Source organism: Frankia sp. Cppng1_Ct_nod, from assembly GCF_920656135.1.
Classification (GTDB): domain Bacteria; phylum Actinomycetota; class Actinomycetes; order Frankiales; family Frankiaceae; genus Protofrankia; species Protofrankia meridionalis.
The window spans coordinates 1-19219 of record NZ_CAKKTK010000005.1 but is presented as its reverse complement, the minus strand read 5'-3'; the positions used below and the strand labels follow the sequence as shown (position 1 = coordinate 19219).

Annotated in this window: 17 protein-coding genes and 1 pseudogene; 5 read left to right on the top strand and 13 right to left on the bottom strand. The window is 65.7% G+C overall.

Going from position 1 to position 19219, the window contains the following annotated elements; translation table 11 throughout:
• Positions 1 to 247: 247 nt before the first annotated feature.
• Positions 248 to 1537 (top strand): alginate lyase family protein, encoded by a 1290-nt coding sequence (locus NBW77_RS02845; protein ID WP_207386786.1) that lies wholly within the window; start codon positions 248 to 250, stop codon positions 1535 to 1537.
• Positions 1538 to 1657: 120 nt separating this feature from the next.
• Here the strand turns inward: NBW77_RS02845 and NBW77_RS02840 are convergent, their stop codons facing one another.
• From NBW77_RS02840 to NBW77_RS02810, 7 genes are all read right to left on the bottom strand, one after another.
• The gene (locus NBW77_RS02840) at positions 1658 to 2107 is read right to left on the bottom strand and encodes a hypothetical protein (protein WP_207386785.1); all 450 of its coding nucleotides are present in this window, start codon (positions 2105 to 2107) and stop codon (positions 1658 to 1660) included.
• A gap of 59 nt (positions 2108 to 2166) precedes the next feature.
• A complete protein-coding gene (locus NBW77_RS02835) occupies positions 2167 to 3609 on the bottom strand; it encodes an alkaline phosphatase family protein (protein WP_131744951.1) in 1443 nt (480 codons plus the stop codon).
• Positions 3606 to 4802, bottom strand: coding sequence for a metabolite traffic protein EboE (eboE, locus tag NBW77_RS02830; RefSeq protein WP_131744950.1), 1197 nt, complete (start codon positions 4800 to 4802; stop codon positions 3606 to 3608). Before eboE ends, NBW77_RS02835 begins: the two co-directional genes overlap by 4 nt.
• A 35-nt stretch (positions 4803 to 4837) precedes the next feature.
• The gene (locus NBW77_RS02825) at positions 4838 to 5731 is read right to left on the bottom strand and encodes a TatD family hydrolase (protein WP_131744949.1); all 894 of its coding nucleotides are present in this window, start codon (positions 5729 to 5731) and stop codon (positions 4838 to 4840) included.
• Between the two features lie 103 nt (positions 5732 to 5834).
• Positions 5835 to 7577: an EboA domain-containing protein gene (locus NBW77_RS02820; protein WP_250279240.1), complete on the bottom strand. Its 1743-nt coding sequence runs from the start codon at positions 7575 to 7577 to the stop codon at positions 5835 to 5837.
• Complete coding sequence (locus NBW77_RS02815; RefSeq protein WP_131744948.1) at positions 7574 to 8449, bottom strand: SCO3242 family prenyltransferase; 876 nt, start codon at positions 8447 to 8449, stop codon at positions 7574 to 7576. The genes NBW77_RS02820 and NBW77_RS02815 overlap by 4 nt, the downstream gene beginning before the upstream one ends.
• On the bottom strand, positions 8446 to 9627 hold the full coding sequence (locus tag NBW77_RS02810) for an inositol-3-phosphate synthase (protein ID WP_131744947.1): 1182 nt from the start codon (positions 9625 to 9627) through the stop codon (positions 8446 to 8448). The genes NBW77_RS02815 and NBW77_RS02810 overlap by 4 nt, the downstream gene beginning before the upstream one ends.
• Before the next feature lie 722 nt (positions 9628 to 10349).
• On the opposite strand from NBW77_RS02810, the pseudogene NBW77_RS02805 reads away from it, so the two are divergent.
• A pseudogene (locus NBW77_RS02805) lies at positions 10350 to 10529 on the top strand (integrase core domain-containing protein); the annotation flags it as partial.
• Between the two features lie 28 nt (positions 10530 to 10557).
• Here the strand turns inward: NBW77_RS02805 and NBW77_RS02800 are convergent.
• The gene (locus NBW77_RS02800) at positions 10558 to 10779 is read right to left on the bottom strand and encodes a TetR family transcriptional regulator (protein WP_250279239.1); all 222 of its coding nucleotides are present in this window, start codon (positions 10777 to 10779) and stop codon (positions 10558 to 10560) included.
• Positions 10780 to 10846: 67 nt separating this feature from the next.
• On the opposite strand from NBW77_RS02800, the gene NBW77_RS02795 reads away from it, so the two are divergent.
• The 3 genes from NBW77_RS02795 (at position 10847) to NBW77_RS02785 (ending at position 13171) form a co-directional block, all read left to right on the top strand.
• Positions 10847 to 11662: an oxidoreductase gene (locus tag NBW77_RS02795; RefSeq protein ID WP_131744946.1), complete on the top strand. Its 816-nt coding sequence runs from the start codon at positions 10847 to 10849 to the stop codon at positions 11660 to 11662.
• A 409-nt stretch (positions 11663 to 12071) separates the two neighbouring features.
• A complete protein-coding gene (locus NBW77_RS02790) occupies positions 12072 to 12383 on the top strand; it encodes a VOC family protein (protein WP_131744945.1) in 312 nt (103 codons plus the stop codon).
• 659 nt (positions 12384 to 13042) lie between these two features.
• Entirely contained in the window at positions 13043 to 13171 is a 129-nt protein-coding gene (locus NBW77_RS02785) for a ribbon-helix-helix protein, CopG family (RefSeq protein ID WP_242605511.1), read from the top strand.
• 214 nt (positions 13172 to 13385) lie between these two features.
• On the opposite strand, the gene NBW77_RS02780 is transcribed toward NBW77_RS02785, so the two are convergent.
• The 5 genes from NBW77_RS02780 to NBW77_RS22005 all read right to left on the bottom strand — a co-directional run.
• Positions 13386 to 15341, bottom strand: a complete 1956-nt coding sequence (locus NBW77_RS02780) for a KedN5 family methylcobalamin-dependent radical SAM C-methyltransferase (protein ID WP_207386783.1) — start codon at positions 15339 to 15341, stop codon at positions 13386 to 13388.
• 261 nt (positions 15342 to 15602) lie between these two features.
• A complete protein-coding gene (locus tag NBW77_RS02775; protein ID WP_131744944.1) occupies positions 15603 to 16448 on the bottom strand; it encodes an SAM-dependent methyltransferase in 846 nt (281 codons plus the stop codon).
• Between the two features lie 100 nt (positions 16449 to 16548).
• Positions 16549 to 17745, bottom strand: a complete 1197-nt coding sequence (locus tag NBW77_RS02770) for a cytochrome P450 (protein ID WP_131744943.1) — start codon at positions 17743 to 17745, stop codon at positions 16549 to 16551.
• Positions 17742 to 18893 carry a class I SAM-dependent methyltransferase gene (locus NBW77_RS02765; protein ID WP_131744942.1) on the bottom strand — a complete coding sequence of 384 codons (1152 nt, stop codon included), beginning with the start codon at positions 18891 to 18893 and terminating at the stop codon, positions 17742 to 17744. Before NBW77_RS02765 ends, NBW77_RS02770 begins: the two co-directional genes overlap by 4 nt.
• Before the next feature lie 7 nt (positions 18894 to 18900).
• Positions 18901 to 19219: cytochrome P450 (locus NBW77_RS22005; protein WP_284346876.1), on the bottom strand; the 319-nt coding region annotated here is incomplete at its 5' end.

The window sequence follows — 19219 nt, the reverse complement described above, 5'->3', positions numbered from 1 at the left end:
AAGGCGATCCGCCTATGGGCCGCGGCGCTCACGTCGATGACGCTATGGCCTGGCGATCTGATCACCGGTCCGGCAGGGTCCACGCTGTCCCGCCTTCCCATGGTGCAACGGACCCGCTTCGCCTACCTGCCGGGCCTGCCCGTCCGTCGGGGGACGGAAGGCGCATCCTTCGACCGGAGCGCGACATGTCATACGGTATAAACCTGTTTGTCAGGTTGGGGGGGATCCCACCCCGATGAGGAGCTCCGTGTCGACGAACGCGGGACCGAAGAGACAGATCAACCGGCGCCGCCTTCTCGGCCTCGCCGCGGGCGCGGCCGTAACCGTGCCGCTGGCCGCGTGCGAGCCCGATCTGGGCACGCCGGCAGCACAGACAACGCCGAGCGCAACCACACCCGCGCCGTCACCGACCACACCAGGCGTCAGCGGGCCGGCGAGGGGTGCCTTCGCTCATCCCGGCATGCTGCACATGCAGGCTGATTTCGACCGTATGGCCGCCAAGGTGCGCGCCGGTGCCACCCCCTGGAAGGCGGGTTGGGACAGGTTGGTGGCCAACGGCCATTCCCGGAGCACCTGGAAGGCGCGTCCGACCGCGACGGTAATACGGGGTGGGGAAGGGCAGAACTACCCCCAGCTGTACAACGACATCCACGCCGCGTACCAGAACGCGCTGCACTGGAAGATCAGCGGAGAAGCCGCCCACGCCGACGCGGCGCGGGATATTCTCAACGCCTGGTCCGGAACGCTGACGATGGTCACCGGCAACGCCGACCGGTTCCTCGCCGCCGGGATATACGGCTACCAGTTCACCAACACCGCCGAGATCATGCGGGGTTACGACGGATTCGACCTCGACCGGTTCAAGGAGATGGTGCTGAACGTCTTCTATCCCTTGAACGATCGGTTCCTCCGTGAGCACAATGATGCCTGTATCACCAACTACTGGGCCAACTGGGATCTGTGTAACATGGCCTCCATCCTGGCCATCGGCATCCTCTGCGACGACCGGGCCAAGTTCGACCGGGCCATCGAATACTTCAAGCATGGCGAGGGGAACGGGGCCATCATGAAGGCCGTTCCGTTCCTGCACCCGGGCGGGCTCGGCCAGTGGCAGGAAAGCGGCCGGGATCAGGGCCATGCCACGCTTGGTCCCGCTCTGATGGGTGCATTCTGCGAAATGGCCTGGAATCAGGGCGAGGACATGTATGGATACAGCGACAGTCGGTTCCTGCGAGGCTGCGAATACGTCGCGAAGTACAACCTGGGCGAGTCCGTCCCCTTCACCACGTATACCTGGGGCTCCGGCCAGAACTGTGCCCAGCAGTCGCAGACCGCCGTCTCCGAAGCCGACCGCGGACATGACCGCCCCTGCTGGGAGCTCATCTACAACCACTATGTCAAACGCCGGGGGCTCGCGGCACCGAATGTCACCGCCTATGCCGCGAGGGTCCGGGCCGAGGGTGGCGGCGGCGACTACGGCCCCAACAGCGGAGGGTTCGACCAGTTGGGTTTCGGCACCCTGACCCACACCCTGTAACGGATCGTGCGACTGGCCCCAGCTCACGGTCCGGACCGGGGTTCTGGATCCCCACAGCATCGGAGACTGTGGGCGATCACAGGCGAATGCAACAGTGCCGTTTCCGGTGAAAGCCGCGGATCAGGGGATTGCGGGGATGGGTACCCCTGCCGATCTGGCGATCAGCCTGGTGAGCTCGTCCGGTGGGATGTCACGCTCGCTGTCGAAGGCGATACCCACGATCGCGCGGACCTCCCCTGCCGCGTCTGTCACCGGAAGGGCGACCGCGGCGTTCGCGGCCACCGCCCTGGCACCGGGTCGGACGTCGCCGGTTTCGTCGGTCTGGAGGTTGCAAGTCTGCACCGGTTCCACTCGGGCGAAGGCCAGGCCCGCCATTCCCTTGCCACGGGGAATGACCGCTGTGATCTGCTGGACATGAGCCGGGATGTTGTGAGCAGCGATCAGGAGAAGCTCGTCACCAGCACGCACGTGGACGGTGCCGGATGCGCCGCCGTGCGCGCGCAGAAAATCGGTCAGCCACTTGGCCGCCGCGCGCCGGCTATCGGCCATGGCGGGAGAATTCAGGGACATCTTCCAACCCTTTCTGGTAGTCGCCACTGAAGCGGTGTCCGGTGGCTACGGGCTCGCCGTCATGGCACGCCAAAGTGTCCCGGATTCGTCCGTCCCCCGGATTCGTCCGCCCGCGGTATCCCGCCCAGGCGTAGCAGCAGTTCCTTGACGCCGGTTGCGTGAAGTCGCTCGCACGCCGCGGCCGGGTCGGAGCAAACCAGCACCGGGCCGTCCCGAGGATCGTCCGGCAGGCGGCCATGGCTGCCGCGTACCGGTGACGGGTCGAGCGGGATGACCCGCATGGTGTAGCGCAAACCGACCGCTTTGCGGGCGAGGGTGAGAGCGGCCCGTGCCTTGACCCACCGGTCGGCCGGGTCGAGAAACAGCTCGGCGGGATCGTAGCCCGGCTTGCGGTTGATCTCAACGCTACGCGCGAAGTCCGGAGCACGATCGTCGTCAAGCCAGTAGTAGTACGTGAACCAGGCGTCGGGCTCGGCGATGAGCAACAGCTCGCCGGAACGCTCGTGGTCGACACCGAGCTTCGCCTGCCCGGTGCGGTCCAGGATTTCGTCCACTCCCGGCAGCTCGGACAGGAGGGCGCGGACCCGCGGCAGATCCTCCGGATCGTGCACGTAGACATGGGCGATCTGGTGGTCGGCGACGGCGAACGCCTTCGATGTCCACGGGTCGAGGTACTCCATACCGGCCTGGCGGTACACCCGTAACAGGCCTTCGCGGCGGAGCGCGCGGTTGACGTCGACAGCCCGGTGCACCTGGGTGATGCCGTATTCGCTGACCGCGATGACAGTTACGCCCGCGGTCTGCGCCTGTAGCAGCAGCGGCGCCAGTGCGCTGTCCACGTCCTTGGCCGCCGCGACGGCCTGCGGGGAGTTCGGCCCGTACCGCTGCAGGTCGTAGTCGAGATGCGGGACGTAGACAAGGGTGAGATCCGGTTGGCTGCGGTCGAGTATTCGGCATGCCGCCGTAATGATCCACTGGGACGAACGTAACGCCGCCCCCGGCCCCCAGTAACTGAACAACGGGAAAGGCCCAAGCTCGGCACTCAGTTCGTCATGCAGCTCAGCGGGCACGGTGTAACAGTCCGGCGATTTGCGGCCATCCGCGTGGTAGATCGGCCTGGGGGTGACGGTGATATCGACGTCGGCGCCCATGGCGTACCACCAACAGACGTTCGCAACCCGGTAGCCGGGAACTTGCCGCCGGCCCTCGTGCCATACCTTCTCCCCCGTTACGAGGCCGTTGTGCTGCCGCCAGAAAAGCACCTCACCGAGGTCCCGGAAATACCAGCCGTTGCCGACCACGCCGTGGTCACGGGGCAGCAACCCGGTAATCATGGAAGACTGCGCCGAGCAGGTGACCGCGGGGAACACCGGCTCCAACGTGGCGGTGAAACCGGCGGAGCCGACCGCGCGCAGGTGCGGCATGTGGTTGAGCAGTCTCGGGGTGAGGCCGACGACGTTGAGTGCGAGCACCGGGACCCGGCTCGCCGCGAGCCCGGTCATGACGTCACCTCGCGCAGGCCTTGCCGGACCAGTTCCGCGCGAATCCAGTCCAGTTCGGCGGCGATCCCGTGGACGAGAGAAGTCTCGTCCACCGGCCGATCCTGCTGCGGCAGAGACGTCCAGGTATAGGTCTCGACCTCAATGTGATCGGTGAGGGCGTGCTCGCCGCCGATCAGAGCGGCAAGCACACCGATCAGGACGTCGCGGGTACTGGCCAGCGGCTTCGTGGGGACGGCGTGCAGCGGCAAGTGGAAGTGGACGCGCCACGGACCGCGCGCGGGCAGCGGACTCTCGCCGGACAACGCGTCGGGCAGGTCGTCGCGCGCGTCCAACAGGATCTCGGGCGAGTCCGCGGGACCGGCCGTCGGTTCGCGCGTCTGATGCAGGAACCGTGGCTCGACAAACGCACGGAGTGACTCCCGAACGCGGGTGTCGGCCGGGTCGTCGGCGTGCAGCGCAGAGGACGCCTGAAGCTTGACCACCGGCAGACCGGCCGCCGCGAGGGTGCGCACAGCCGCCGCCGGCTCCTCGAAGGCCACCGCCAGGTGACAGGCGTCCACGCAGATCCCCAGCCTGGACCGGTCGACGTCGCCGAGATGTCGCGCCCCGTCGCTGGTGGTCTCCAGGACGCATCCGGGCTCGGGTTCGAACCCGATTCGCACCCGTCGGCCGGTCCGCTCCTCGAGGACGGCAAGTTCGTCAGCGAGCGCCACCAGATTGCGTGCGGCGGCGTCCCTGCGGTCACCGTCCCAGGTGCTCCGCCAGCCCAGCGGAAGCGTGGAGATGCTGCCGCGGGCCGCGTCGGCCGGCAACAACCGGGTCAGCAGGCGCGCCAACCGCAACGTGTAGGCAAGCCGTTCAGGCTGCGACCAGTCGGGTGTGTACACAGCGTGTTTCACCACCGGAGCGTGGAAGTGGCGGTACGGGAACCCGTTCAGGGTCACGACCTCGAGGCCGCGCGCATCCAGATCCGCGCGCAGTCTTTTGAGATGGGCGGGGTTACCGTCGAGTGCCGCGGCGACATCGTGGGCCAGCCATAGACCGAGCCCGATCATCTCGGTGCCCAGCCGTCGGCGGATCGGCTCGGCGTACCGTTCGAGCTGGTCCAGGACGCCGTCGAGATCCTCGGCCGGGTGGACGTTCGTGCAGTACGCTACGTGAAGAATGGTGCCGTCACTATGGCGGAAGCGCATGCTAATGCTCCTTCACCAGCCCATGGGTGCCAGGCTCATCGGACACCACGCAGCACCGAGTTGCCCGCGAACTCGGCACCGGGGCGGGGGGCCGGCGCAACCGCTGCGGCGTCGAGGTCATCCGCATCTTCGATGCCGTCGATTTCCAGTCGTCCACTCTGGCCGAAGAAGGTGACGGGATTACGCCACAGCACCTTGTCGACGTCGTCGGCGCTGAACCCCGCGGCAAGCATCGCCTCGCCGGTGACTCGGGTGCGCAGGGGGTCGCTGCGCCCCCAGTCGGCGGCCGAGTTCACCAGCATCCGGGACGGACCGTACTCGGCGAGGATGCGAACCATGCGGTCCGGGTCCATCTTCGTGTCAGGATAGATTGAAAATCCCATCCAGCAGCCCGATTCGGCCACCGGCCCGACGGTCACCTCGTTGAGGTGGTCGAGCACAACCCGTTCCGGGGCGATACCCGAACGGCGTACCAGTTCGAGGCTCCGTAAGGTTCCCGCTTTCTTGTCCCGGTGCGGGGTGTGCACCATCGCCGGCAGGTCATACTCGACGGCGAGGGCGAGCTGGGCGACGAAGCACTTCTCCTCCTCGGCGGTCATCGAGTCGAATCCGATTTCTCCGACCGCGACCACCCGGTCCTTGACCAGGTACCGGGGCAGCAGGTCCAACACCGGTGCACACCGGGGATCGTTCGCCTCCTTGGGATTCAGCGCGATCGCGCAGTGGTGGCTGATTCCGAACTGGGTGGCCCGGAACGGCTCCCAGCCGAGGAGGCTGTCGAAGTAGTCGACAAAACTGCCGACACTGGTACGGGGCTGGCCCAGCCAGAATGCCGGCTCAACCAACGCACGGACGCCCGCCGCACACATGGCCGCATAGTCGTCGGTGGTCCGGCTGGTCATATGGATGTGGGGATCGAAGATGCGCATTTTTCGCCTCCGCGAGGACTGATCCGGCAAGAAAAGCCAGGATGATTACCGACTGCCGATCCCAGAAGTTCATCCGGATGGCATATGGACGGTGTCCGGAGTGTCAGGGGTAGCCCGATCCGCGGTGCGGCCCGGACTGCGCCGCCAGCTCGGGTAGGCGCAGGTCTGGGAAGCGGTCCACGACCGACCAGATGTCGGCCGGGACGTCCCGTCCCGCGGCGACGCGCTCGTGCGCGAAGGCGACGAGCATTCGGGCCAGCTCCTCGTCCACCCGCCCGGCCAGGTCCGCGACAACGGCGACTGGGACGCCCACGAAGACGCACTTGAGCACGGCCTGGCGCCAGGACGCGTCGTCGAGGTATCGGGCCGCATACGGCCCGACAGCCGCGCCGATCAGTCGGGTGTCGTTGGTACGGAGGGCATCCCGCACGATCGCCAGGGCAGCCGAACCGACGTCCAGCAGCGGCAGGGCCAGCAGCACGGCGCGACGCTCGGCGGCGTCCCCCTGTTCATAGAGCCGGGCCGCTTCGGCGGCGAGGGCTTCGTCGGCCATAGGCAGGGCGGTGAGTAGCAATGCGCGGGCCGCGTCGTCGCTCGTCCAGTCGGCGAGCGCCGGGCGGAGTGGCCCGTTCATCGGGTACGGCTGGGCATGCAGGCCCTGCTTGCCGGGCTGGCCCCTTCCGCAGTGCCTGCGCGCGGCTGGAAACAGCCGGCGGATCTCCGTCGGCGAGGCGCGGACGGTGTCGACCGCCGCAACCAACCAGGCATGGCCGCTGGCGGGGAGCGCGGCGGCAAGCGCCGACGCGACGTCGTTGACGGACGGCTCGCCGGGCACACCGGCCGGGGACGAGGAGGATGACGAGGACGATGCGGAGGCCCGTCCGCTCATCGAGCGCGCCGGCGCGCCGGCGTAGTGCAGAAATGCCAACGAGCGCCGTGCCACGTCCGGCGCCGCATGGCTGTGGCGAGGCAGTTCGACCGAGACCAGGCCGCGATAGCCGATCTCGATCAAGGAATCGAGCGCCGGCGGAAAATCGATCTCGCCGAGGCCGAACTCCAGGTGCTCGTGAACGCCGCGGCGCATGTCCTCGATCTGCACGTTGACCACCCAGTCCGCGGACCTACGGACGCAGTCGGGAACGGGTGCCGGCTCGAGGCAACGGCAATGCCCGATGTCGAGGGTCAGGCCGAAGGCAGTAGGCGCTCCGAGGAGATCCCGCAGTCGCTCGTAACCGTCGAGATCTTCGATCATCATGCCTGGCTCGGGTTCGAATCCGAGCTGGACGCCCGCCTCCTGGGCCGCCTCGACGACGGTTGCGCAACCGTCGACAAGCAGGTCCCAGGCGAGCTCGCTCGGGACTCCGGCCGGCACGGCTCCGCTCCAGAACGACACCGCCTCGGCACCGAGGTCCGCACCGACCCGGACCGCCCGCCGCAACAGCTCCAGGCGGCGCCCCCGGTCCTGGGGCGAAACCAGGGTGGGACTGTGCTTGTGCCACGGATCGAGCAGATACCGGGCACCCGTTTCGATCACGACAGCGAGACCGGCCGTGGTGAGCCGGTCCCGCACCCGGTCGACCTGCCGGGCGAGGTCAGCGTCGAACGGGTCGAGATGCTGATGATCAAGAGTCAGGGCTACGCCGTTGTATCCGAGACCCTCCAGCACCGTGACGACGTCCTCGAAACGATGGTCGGCGAAGCCGTTGGTGCCGTAACCGAAGCGCAACGCCGTGCGCCGGCCCGGCCCTGCCGCAGGGACAGCGGTGACAGCGTCGGCGTTGGTGGTGGTGTTGGTGACATCCCTGACAACGCGACTGATCGCGCCGTCGTAAGCGGAGGCGCTCATGTCGGCGACACCCTTCTGGACAGGGCACGCGCCCACGGGAAGGCCGCGGTTAACAGAGCGGCCGCACCAAGCGCGCCGGAGCGCGCCGCAACCGCTGCCTGCAGAGGCAGCAGCCCGAGAATTCCGGCTCCGACCGCCCGCTGTACCTGCGCCGGCTGCGGGTCACGCACGACCGCGACCTGAGCCGCCCCGAACGTCGCGGCGTAGGTACCCAGCAGACCCAGACCGACGAGTCTGGGCACACACCCGCCCGAGCGGCGGGTGGCAGCGGCGGCACCGAGAGCCACCAACCCGGTACCAACCAGGGTCGCCTTGGGGAACTCCGAATCGCAGCCTTCCACCTCACGCCTGCTCAACTCGGTGACCAGGACCGTGTGCCCCGCCACGACGAGCGCCACCGGCAGGCTGCGGCGGCGGCGCGAACCGGCACCGAGTAGCACGTCAAGTGCCCGTGCGGTCGCCATGGCCGCGGGACCCAGCCTGGTGGGTTTCAGCACGAGGTCGTACGCCCACACCACGCCCGCCAACGGGACCGCGACAGCAAGCGCGGAACGGCCACCCGCCAGACCGGCGACGCCGACGCCAGCCGCGGTGAGACCGGACGCGAGCGCGAAGGCGGCTCGCGGGGTAACCCGACCGGAGGGGATTGGCCGGTGCGGCCGCTCGGTCACGTCGACATCCCGGTCTGCGACGTCGTTGAGCGCCATCCCGCCCCAGTACAGGAACACGGAGGCGAGGGCGAGACCCGCCGCGGCCGGGCCGAATTCCCTGTCCGCCGCGGCCGCGCCGGACAGGGAGTCACCCGGCACGGTCAGCGCCGCGGGCGCACGGACCAGCTCGACCAGAGAGCTCAGGTCAGCGACAGCCTTCATCGCTGACTCCGAAGCAACATCGCCCACTGCCGGAGCGCCTCGTACTGCATGACCAGACGGTGTTCGTCGGTCCCTACCGGATCCTTGAAGAAGAACGCCAGTTGACCCTGTGGACCCACCCGACCCGTTTCGTGTGCTCGGGCCATCAGCCGAGCGAGATCCAGGACCAGGGGGGCGGCCAGCGCGGAGTCGCAGCCTTGCCAGGTGAACTGTATTGTCATCCGGACACCGAAGAAACCTTCGAACGAGATGTGGTCCCAAGCGGTTTTCCACTCACCGAGTTCCGGCACATAATCGATGTGAACGGCACCCTCGACCGCGGTGCCCAGAACGGCTTCGAGAGCGCGCCCTTTCGACATCGTCTTGCTCTGGGCGGCTGCCGGTTCAGCCAGCGTGGCACCATCCCCGCCGCCGAGCAGGTTAACGCCGGTCCAGGACCGCACGCGCAGCGCGCGATGCGCGAACATCGGTGCCAACGCCGACTTGACGAGAGTTTCACCGGTCTTACCGTCGCTGCCCGCGTAAGGTAGGCCCTGGACGCGGGCGAATTCGTCGAGAGCAGGCAGCCGAGCCCCCGCCGACGGGGTGAAGTCGACGTAGGAACAGCCTGCCCTGAATGCCGCGTACGCATACAGGGAACTCGTCGGTATGGCCGGGCAGGTGTCCGACATCGCTTCTTCCAAGCCGGCCAACGAGTCGTGCGCCGCGGATATCTGCGACGGACGCTCGGTCGAGGCGACATTGACGACTACAACCCGGGCAAGCCGGTGTCGCCGGCGGAACGACACCAGGTCGGCCACAATCGGCGCTACCGCCTCGCTCAGTGTCTGTCCCACCGGGAGTGCCCCGATCCCGGGCCTGATCTCAGTCTCCGCGGCTACCAGGGCACCGTCGATGGGGCCGAGCAGGGTGGCGGGAATGACCCCGTCCTGAGCGAGCTGCTCAACTCTCTTGGGTAATGGTACGGTTACGATGTCATGCCCGCCAAACACCAGATCGTTGAAATTTGGCAGACCCGTATCGCGGAAGTCGGGCAGCTCGCTGACACACCCGGTTGCGGGCATCATGCCGGCGCGGATCGCGGCGGCTCCGGCGACGACAGTGGCGGCCACAGAGCCCCGCGCGCCGATCAACCACAGGCCGACCCGTGAATTCCCGGCTAGAATACCGTCGCCCATCCATTCCCTCCAACATTCGTTCTTTCAAATCCTCAGAAAACACCGAGAGTGTCTCACCGCACACTATGCGTGTACAGCGCGAATTTCTCTGCCGGCCCACCCGGCTGCGGTCCGGTATCCGCCAGGCCAGGCGATGCTCGTGAACGCACTGGAGTGCTGTTGGTAGAAATCGAAGCGAATGCGGTCGAAATCTCAGACACGGACGCCTCCGTTGCATGCATCCGACAGCTCAACTGATGGTCGGCGTCGCACGCCGGTCACGGCCTTTTACGACGGACGACACTCGAACCAGCGACGGGTCGAAGAGGCCCGTCGAACGGGGAAGAAATTTGACCTCGGGGGCAGCTCGCCCATGACACGAATAATGATCCAACGGCAATGATCCAACGGCGACGTCCGGGCTACGATTCATCATCTTTTTTCGGAGATTAATCTTATTAATATGTAACTATCAATATAGATAATATAAATGTGATTTAGATCACATTTATTTGATTCGCCTGACATGGACCAGTGGGTCACTTTAAGGGACGGCAAGCTCGGCATGTGGGTGCCAGAAGTCGGCCTGCGCCTGTGAGCTGGGGTGATGCGACGGTGTGGCTGTCGGCATGAGGGTCAACCATGTCCGCGTGTCTGATCTGTCTGATCTTCGTTCGGGTATGTGGCTGGCTGGTTCTGTTCGGCCGTTCGTCGGCGTCCAAAAACCTGGAGTTGCTTGTGTGGACTTCCGGTTCCTGGTCCGTGGCCGGGCCGGGCAGTTCACCGCGTCGTTCGACGCGGCCCTCGCCGACACAGGCATCACCGCGGTCACGATTCCGCCCCGGACTCCCCGGGCGAACGCCTACGCGGAACGGTTCGTCCTGACTGTTCGGACCGAGGTCACCGACCGGATGCTTTACATCGTCTGGTGTCGGCGTTTGGTTGGAGTGGTCAACTGGCGAGGAAGTTGGTCACCTCGGTGGCGACGAGGTCGTCCTTGGATGCGAAGTGGGCGTAGAAGGCGCCGTTGGTCAACCCGGCGTCCGTCATGAGCGTGGCGATGCCCGAGCCGTCGATGCCGTCGCGCTTGAACCGACGGCCGGCCGTCTCGATGATCCGCCGCCTCGTCGCCTGCCTGCGCTCGGCGCCCACCCCACGCTCCCCGCCAGCCACGACTTGCCTTCCGCCGGTCATCGTGAATAGTATTACAACCATCATCCAATGAGTTAGGGAGACCCTGATGACCACAGCTCGGCCGGTAGCGCTCGTGACAGGTGCGTCCTCGGGTATCGGGAGGGCAGCCGCTCTCGCGCTCGCCGACACGGGTTTCGAGGTGGTCGGCACGAGCCGCAACACCTCGCGCGTCGCCCCTCTCGACGGGGTGACGTTCCTCGATCTCGACGTGGCCAGCGACGAGTCGGTCACCGTCGTCGTCAAACGGGTGATCGAGAAGTTCGGGCAGATCGACGTCCTGGTCAACAATGCCGGTATCGGTGCGGTGGGTGCCGCCGAGGAGAACTCCGTCGCCCAGGCGCAGAGCGTTTTCGACGTCAACGTCTTCGGCACGATCCGGATGACGACGGCCGTCCTGCCGCACCTGCGCGCCCAGGGAAACGGGCGCATCATCAACATTTCGTCCGTCCTCGGGTTCGTCCCGGCACCCTACATGGCCGTCTACGCCGCGACCAAGCACGCGATCGAGGGGTACTCGGAGTCCGTGGACCACGAGGTCCGCGAGCACGGCATCCGGGTGCTTCTCGTCCAGCCCGCCTACACCAACACCCCGTTCGACGTGAACGCCGTCCAGGCCGACAACCCGCTGCCGGTCTACGCCCAGCAGCGGCGCATCTTCGACGACGTGATGGCTGCGGCGATGAAGGACGGCGACGACCCCGCCGTCGTCGCCAAGGTGATCGTCGCGGCAGCCACCAACGCGAAGCCGAAACTGCGCTACACCGCAGGCTCGACGGCCGGACGCGTCGCCACCCTGCGCCGCATCGCCCCCGCCCGTTCCTTCGACCGCCAGATCCGCAAACTCAACCAGCTGGCCGGCTGACACCCACTCGACCATCAAACACACCAACAAGACCCTCGAGCACACGAACAAGGAGAAGTCGTGAGCACGTATCTGGCAGACAAGGCCGAGAACCTCTCCGTGGACGCTCCCTACCGGACTCTTATGGTGAATGGTCATGACGACATCATGGTCCCTACCGTGAATTCGTTCATCCTTCAGCAGAAGAATTCCGGCGTCGGCCGGAATTCCAGACACGTTTGCCTCAATTTGGCAAGCTCATCGCCGAGAAAGGTGAGCCAGCGCCACCGCTCCGCCAGATCAGGGAAGCCGGCTACGGCGGCCACGAAGAAGTCTTCGCCTCACTACACGAGGCCGCTGTCGCCGTACGTGCCCTACTGACCACACACTCGGCACCGAATCCGCTTTCTCAGAGAGAAAGACTGTAGCCGTGAACGACCCGCAGCTCAGCCTGCTCGTCCTTTACACCTCCGACGTCGCCAGCTGCCAAGCCTTTTACGAAAGCCTCGGTCTAGTGTTCACCGCCGAACGCCACGGGAACGGGTCGAAGCATGTTGCCGCCCGCCTCGCCGGCGGCAGCGTGCTTGAGATCTATCCCGCAGGCCGGAACGGAGCCACTGGAGCACTGCGTCTCGGCTTCGTCCTCTCGACCAGCCACTTTCCGGAAGCACGTCTTCCTCTAGGCCAGCATCTGCTCCGTGATCCCGACGGTCGTGCTGTAAACGTCACCGTCTCCGGCTGACACGTTCGGCCTGTTGGGGAAAACTCAGTGCGTCAGAGTAGCGCTCGCTGCTGGTCGAGCTGTTCCTACCGGATTCGCTAACCATACTTGATGGTCCCGCCGCCACACTGGCGGCGACTGCTCGGCAGATACCAGCTTGCACCTGGCTACATTTCAGTTGTCACGGAGATCGGGATGCCGAGACGCAGCCCCGAGCGCGAGGTCGGGTAGGCGAGGCGCATTGCTGCGCCTGGCCCCCCTCGGAACCGGACAGGCCCGCACGGTCACGAGGTTCACCGTCGGCGCGGGTCCTACCCGAACTCCGGAACGCACGTTCGAGTCCATTGTCGATGTTGCTGGCGTCGGGTTCACTCGACATCGTCCCTGGTCAGCAGCTGTGTAGCGACCGAGCGGACGGTGATTGCGGGGCCTTGTGTGGCTCCAAAACCCCGATCCGGATGGTGACCTGGGCGTTTGCGCTGGGGTGGCCGGGCCGCCGGAGGTCGTCAGGCGGCGTTGCGGTATTCGTTGATCATCCCGCCGAGGATCCGTGTGCGACGGAGGCGCTGGCAAGGCGGGACATGCGGAAGGTCACGTGGAGTCGATGTCGTTCTGACCACGCCTGCCAGCATACCCCGATGCGAATCGCATGCGAATCTACCCAATGGGGATCGGGCCCTGTGGACGTGGTACCGGTGCGGCTGGACCCGGAGCTGCGGGCGGCGCTTGCCGCGCAGGCGGCTGCCGATCATATGAACGCCGGCACCGTTATCCGCCAGGCACTCCGGGCGTGGCTCGACGGCGCGTAATCCTCGACATTACTCGGGGAAGCACAAGCACCACGGCGTCAACCTCCAGGGGCTGACCGACCCCCACGGCCGGCCGATCTAGATCTCCGACGGGTTCCCCGGCTCCGTCCACGACATCGCCGGCGACCACCCGCTGCCAAGTTTATGCCTGATCCCTGGTCTCCCGCCCCGGCCAGCGAATGTACCGGACCGGTGACCAGGCGCAGGATGTCGGTTAGCGATCGGGGGAAGCCGGCGTCCCACTTAGGGAACCGGCGGTCCGAAATTCTCCCATGAAGTGCACGATCTCCTCGTGATTGGTGGATATCACCGCGTTTAACGCGCCCACCCGGTACCACAGGTTAATCCGAGTCGGTGTCGGGCTGAGGGAAACGGGGATGTCACAGCGCAAGGCGGCCAGCAGGGCGGGCACATCATAGCTGAGCAGGACGTTCTCACGTACGTAGTATTCGTGGCCATCGATCACCCGCAGAGGTGGGATGTCGGAGTGCGCATCGCCCTCGCCCGTGGTTCCTGGAGGGGGGAGGACGGGCTGTGTGAGTAGGTCGAACCGAAAGACCTCGTCCAGAAACGGGCGGTGTGCCGGATCGAGCTGCGGACTCACTACCTCCCGCCACCACAGATCCAGTGCCTGTCGTCCCGGATCGCTGAAGAGATAGCCGATCGCCTTCGCGTAGGCGGGGGCCCCGCCCCCATGTGCGCGGGCGACGGCCTCGCGCAAGGTAGCCGCGAGTGAGCATGACGTCGTGTCGACCCAGTCCGCCAGGCTGTCCAAGAGCCGGGACTGCTGCCATCCGGCCAGCAATCGCAAAGGAAGCCAGCAATGACGCAGGACCGCATTCTCCGCGATCACTCGCGCCCAGAACAGAAAGCGCTGGACTCGTGCGTTGTCCTCGAAGGACATCGAGCGGTGCGAAAGTACGTACTCGAAGTCGTCGTGGTCCCCACGTACCGCGACAATACCGTGCGACGCCTTGTTCTCCGCGTAAGCGGTGTTGGGGAGCAACATGATAGGATAGACTGCAATCCGGGACACGTACTGAGAAAGATCATTATAGCCTTCAATGAAGGAATCGACGGTTTCTCCGGGCGCTCCCCAGATGAGTTCCGCGTAGCAGTCCAGTCCCTCCTGGTTCAGCCATTCGACCAGGTCGCGCCACTCGTTCACCTTCATGTTGCGCCGGTTCATCGAATCCAAGGCATCGGGGTTGAGTGACTGAAGCGCTAAAGTGAAGGAGCTACGCAGACCCGCTTCCTTCATCCGCCGTACGATTTCGTAGAATACTTTTGATTTGTTCTTTGCCCACGATCCCTCGAAGGCACACGGAAAGCCGTATCTGTTCTTGATCTCGATGAGGTCCTCCACCAGCTCCAAGTCGCCTGGGAGCATGCCGAAGTTCGCGTCACAGGCAACGATGGTGTGCACGCGCAGCTTGGCGAACAGCTCCAGTTCCGCCCGCAACCGTTCACGGGAGAAAGCGCGAACCCGCTGTCCTACCGCCCCGCCCCAGTAGCAGAACGCGCACTTATAGGGGCAGCCCCGGTTCGTTTCGATTAGAGCGACATCGTACCGGAATTCGCCCTTTTCATCCACCAGGTCGATCGCACCGGAGAGGAATGGAGAGGGGATGATTTCAAGATTCTCGATACGTGGTCGATCCACATTTGTGACGGTTGAGCCGTCGGCCGCCCGCCAGGATATTCCGACTATCTCTGCCAGATCGGTGAGCCGCACCCCCCTCACCCTGGCACGTACAAGTTCCCTGAATGTGATCTCGCCTTCTCCGTTGACGATGACGTCTACCTCCGGGTAAAGCCGGAAGACGCGGTCCGCCTGGCCGCTAACGTGCGTCCCGCCGAAGACCACCCACCCATCTGGCTTGAGCTGCTTGAAAGTCTCCGCCAGGGAACCGAACGCCCGCACGTTCCAACCCAGGACCGAGAACGCGAGAATGTCAGGAAGGGTACGCGAGAAGAGCGATCTTGCCATCTCGCCATGCGTAACCCCACCCCGGAAGTTGCAGATCTCCACCGTCACGGACTGTCGTAACTCGACATCTTCCATCACCATACTCTTGAGATATCCAGACGCCAGGGGCATGGATTCTTTGGGCATGTCCCAGACACCTTGCTGGACCAAGGTCACATTGATATGCGCAGCATCATTCACTACCCCTCCCTTATCCACGATGGATTGCAGAGGATTCACAGAGCATCTCGGGCCCACGTAAAAGGTAAAAGGTGCCTGGCGCTTCCCGTTGAAACGCGTGACCCGCGCTTCGCCGTTCGTGGGCACACGACGGAGCGCGCTGAGGTTAAACCGCAGATCACAGGCTTACCGATCTGGAGTTTCGGCTGTTCGAGGCTGATGAACCTCGGCCGGGTGGACCGGATCGACGTGGACGGGCCGCTGCGGACGGACGTCCTCGAATCAGGGCTTACGGGCCACCGCGCCATAAATGGACACGGCTGCGTCGGTCACATCGGCGGGGGTCGTGTGGTCAGGCCTCCAGGTGTGTACCGGCACGAGGCCGGGGTAGATGAGTTCCAGCCCGTGGAGAAACCGGCCGATTTGAGCTCGGTTACGCTGTTGGGCCGGCATTCCACGGGCTCGAAAGTCGTCGCCGAGTACCGCCGTGGTGGGGTCGAAGTCACCCGTGGGGTGGCTGATCGTCACATAGCTGCCAGAAGGGAGGGCAGCCACCAGGCGGTCCACGATGCCGTACGGATCGTCGTCGTCCGCTAGGAAGTGCAAGACTGCGACGAGGGAGAGCGCCACGGGTTGAGCGAGGTCGAGGGTTTCCCTCAGCACGGAGGCGGACAGGATGCGTTCCGGGTCCCGGAGGTCCGCGTCGAAGTAGGAGACCCTGCCTTGTTCGGTCCCGACGAGCAGATCGCGGGCTTGGACGAAGAGCATGGGGTTATCGTCCACATATAGCACGCGAGAGTCGGGGGCGATCTGCTGGGCGACTTCGTGCAGGCTAGGGGTCGTGGGTAAACCCGCTCCGATCTCGAGGAACTGGCGGACTCCGGCAAGGGCGACGAATCGGGTGGTGCGCATCAAGAAAGCCCGATTCTCCTTCGCCGAGATCTGGAGGTTGGGGAACGCAACCAAAGCCCCCTCGGCAGCGTTGCGGTCCGCCTCGAAGTGGTGTTTTCCTCCCAACAAGTAGTCGTACATCCGGGCCGGGTGGGGGACGTCGGTCTTTAGGTCCGACTCACCAGTATTCCGGTCCCCTGAGTTCACGTTCCGGGTCTGGTGCGAAACGTCAGCCATTTCCTCGCTCCTGTCATCGTGCGGCGTCTGGTTGCTTTTCGGAGTGGTTATTGTTCAACGCCGCTGAGGTGCCGTCTTTCTCTCGTACGAGGTCGGCAGGTCACCACTCGACGGGAAGCGTTCGCGGCCCGCGCTGTATGCCGCCCTCCTTCCACAGCACATCCGAGGGCGGTACCGCCAGCCGCAGTGCCGGGAAGCGTTGGGTCAACTGGAACAACGCCGTCCGCAGCTCGAGGCGAGCCAGCGGAGCCCCGAGGCAGAAGTGCGGGCCCGCACCGAAGGACATGTGCTTGGCGGCCTCAGGCCGGGTGAGGTCCAGCTCGTTCGGGCACTCGAACAAGGCGGGGTCGCGGTTGGCGACGTGGTACAGCACGGCGACGGTTTCGCCGGCGCGGATCAGTTGGCCATCCAGTTCGACGTCCTCAACGGCGACACGCACCGGCAGCCCCGTCGGGGACAACAGCAGGTAGCGCAGCAGTTCCTCGACGGCGTTCGGGATCAGGTCGGGGTTTTCCACCAGCCGGAGGTACTCCTGCGGGCGTGACAGGAGGATCAGGATCGAGTTGGACAGTTGCTTGAGCGTCGTGTCGTATCCGGCGCCCAGCATGAGGAAGAGGTTGTTGACCAACTGGTCCTCGGTGAGACGGTTACCGTGCTCAGACACGCCGATGAGTTCGGTGGTGAAATCTTCTGCGGGTTCACGCCGCTTCCGATCGACGAGCTGCCCCATGTACTGTTGGAGATTGCCGATGCCTTCGGCGATCTCCTCGGGGGTGAACCCGGTGTCGCCGAGCATCCGGTCGGTCCACGCCATGAACTGTCCCCGGTCGGCGTACGGCACACCGAGGAGTTGGCACATCACCGTTACCGGCAGGGGTGCGGTGAATTGTTCGACCAGGTCGAGCGGCGGTCCCTTTCGCTCTACCGCGTCGAGTAGATCGCTGACGAGGCCCTCGATCCACGGGCGCATCCGCTCCACCATGCGCGGCGTAAACGCCTTGGAGAACAGGCTGCGGACGCTGGCGTGCTCCTCGCCATCCATGCTGAGCAGCAGATCGGGGACGGTGTTGCCGATCTTGGGACCGTCCGGCTCCAGCGCCGCCCGGCTGCTGAACCGGGGGTCGGTCACGACCTGGCGCGCGGCGGCGTTGCTCAGCGCAGCCCAGATCTCGGCGCCGTCGCGCAGCCGCGCCCGCGTGACTGGGGCGCTGGCCAACAGTTCGATGCCAAGCGTGTCGGTGTCGAGCGCACTCGACCGCGCGAAAGGGAACTCCGGCAGCCGAGAGGTCTGCGTCATCGGTGTTCGTCCCCATCCCGGAACAGTGCCGAGTTGGCGTTCCTCACCCACGCGGGAGCACCGCGCTCGGTGTTGACTCCCTTTTCGATGAACGCCATGTTGTGGTGCATGCAGACGCCGGAGACCGTCCGGTCGGTGAGCGTCGGCTCGTACTCGCCAGCACGCTCGATGTGCTGGTGGTTGAGGCCGTCGAGCAGGCTCTTCACGAACCCCGCCATCGTGGTGGGTGAGTTGAGGTCGGTGCTGCTACCGCCCCAACCGGGCCAGTAGGAGACGCCGACGGCCTCGATCGAGTAAAGGCCACCGGGCCGCAGATGCGGGAACAGGGCGGTGAATGACGTGAGGACGCGGTGGTTCATGAGGCTGCCGTCGTCGATGACGACGTCGAACGGGCCGAGGTCCGCCCCGAGCGAGGCGAGGAACTCGTGGTCCGGGGCACCCCACACCGCACGCGCGCGCATCGGTATGCTCAGCGACTTGTCCCTGGCGTCGATGCGGATCAATTGTCCCCTGCGGAAGTAGTGCGTCCACATGCGCAGCGACTCACCACCGCCGCGGCCGATCTCGAGTACCCGAACGTTGCGGTCGCGGAACCTCGCGAAGTATCGCTCGTAGGTCGAGGTGTACCAGTGTCGGCCCCACTTGTCGGTGCCCATGCGGATCGCGAGTTCAGTGAGGTCGACCGGGTTCGCCGTGGCGGCCCGGGTGGCGGCGCGCGCCGCCGCGATGCCCTGCGCGCGCCGCCGCGGGTCCCGGCCGTCCGGGTCGGCCTCCGGTGGACCGTCCGGGAAATTCACGAAGACTTCCCTGCTGGAGTCGTGCGGCCCGGCCTCGCCGTACACCGCGCGGAGGAGTTCGGTGAGGTCCTGGCGGATCACCACGTCGGCGCCCTCGTACCAGCCCGGTTCGACGGTCGCGCCGCCACCGCCGACCGTCATGACGTAACCGAGCCGCTCGTCGCCGAAGCCGAGGTCCCACTGGACCGGCACCTTCTCGTCCGGTCCGGGGAGCACCCGCGTCAGCGCGGCCACCTCGGTCAGCACGACCTCGGCGACCTCGGCGGGGCCCTGTTTGGCCGTGGCAGCGTATGCCGCCCGCTCCGATTGCGCCGCGATGGCGAGTACGGATTCGATCAATGCCTCGTCCATGCTGGTCCTACCTTTCGTGATCGGTTTGGGACGAGCCGGCAGCGGCCAGCACAACGGGGAGGACCTTGATGCGGCGGGTCATCCATTCCGACTCCCACCCCACCTCGGTGGTCCCGCTCAGCCGGGCGTTCGGGAAGCGGGGCAGGAAGGCGCTCAGGGCGAGCCCGGCCTCCAGGCGGGCCAGCGGCGCACCGAGACAGTAGTGGTGACCGAGCCCGAAGCTGATGTGGTTGCGGGCCGGGTTCACGTCGAAATCGTCCGCGGGTTCCCCGTTCCTACAGCGGTTGGCCGCTGCCACATTGATCTGCACGGGCGCCCCCTCAGGG

What these genes read in the sequence shown, in the direction of transcription:
- NBW77_RS02840 (WP_207386785.1), bottom strand. Translation starts at nt 2,107, where the DNA reads ATGTCCCTGAATTCTCCCGCCATGGCCGATAGCCGGCGCGCGGCGGCC.
- NBW77_RS02835 (WP_131744951.1), bottom strand. Translation starts at nt 3,609, where the DNA reads ATGACCGGGCTCGCGGCGAGCCGGGTCCCGGTGCTCGCACTCAACGTC.
- eboE (WP_131744950.1), bottom strand. Translation starts at nt 4,802, where the DNA reads ATGCGCTTCCGCCATAGTGACGGCACCATTCTTCACGTAGCGTACTGC.
- NBW77_RS02825 (WP_131744949.1), bottom strand. Translation starts at nt 5,731, where the DNA reads ATGCGCATCTTCGATCCCCACATCCATATGACCAGCCGGACCACCGAC.
- NBW77_RS02820 (WP_250279240.1), bottom strand. Translation starts at nt 7,577, where the DNA reads ATGAGCGCCTCCGCTTACGACGGCGCGATCAGTCGCGTTGTCAGGGAT.
- NBW77_RS02815 (WP_131744948.1), bottom strand. Translation starts at nt 8,449, where the DNA reads ATGAAGGCTGTCGCTGACCTGAGCTCTCTGGTCGAGCTGGTCCGTGCG.
- NBW77_RS02810 (WP_131744947.1), bottom strand. Translation starts at nt 9,627, where the DNA reads ATGGGCGACGGTATTCTAGCCGGGAATTCACGGGTCGGCCTGTGGTTG.
- NBW77_RS02795 (WP_131744946.1), top strand. Translation starts at nt 10,847, where the DNA reads ATGACCACAGCTCGGCCGGTAGCGCTCGTGACAGGTGCGTCCTCGGGT.
- NBW77_RS02775 (WP_131744944.1), bottom strand. Translation starts at nt 16,448, where the DNA reads ATGGCTGACGTTTCGCACCAGACCCGGAACGTGAACTCAGGGGACCGG.
- NBW77_RS02770 (WP_131744943.1), bottom strand. Translation starts at nt 17,745, where the DNA reads ATGACGCAGACCTCTCGGCTGCCGGAGTTCCCTTTCGCGCGGTCGAGT.
- NBW77_RS02765 (WP_131744942.1), bottom strand. Translation starts at nt 18,893, where the DNA reads ATGGACGAGGCATTGATCGAATCCGTACTCGCCATCGCGGCGCAATCG.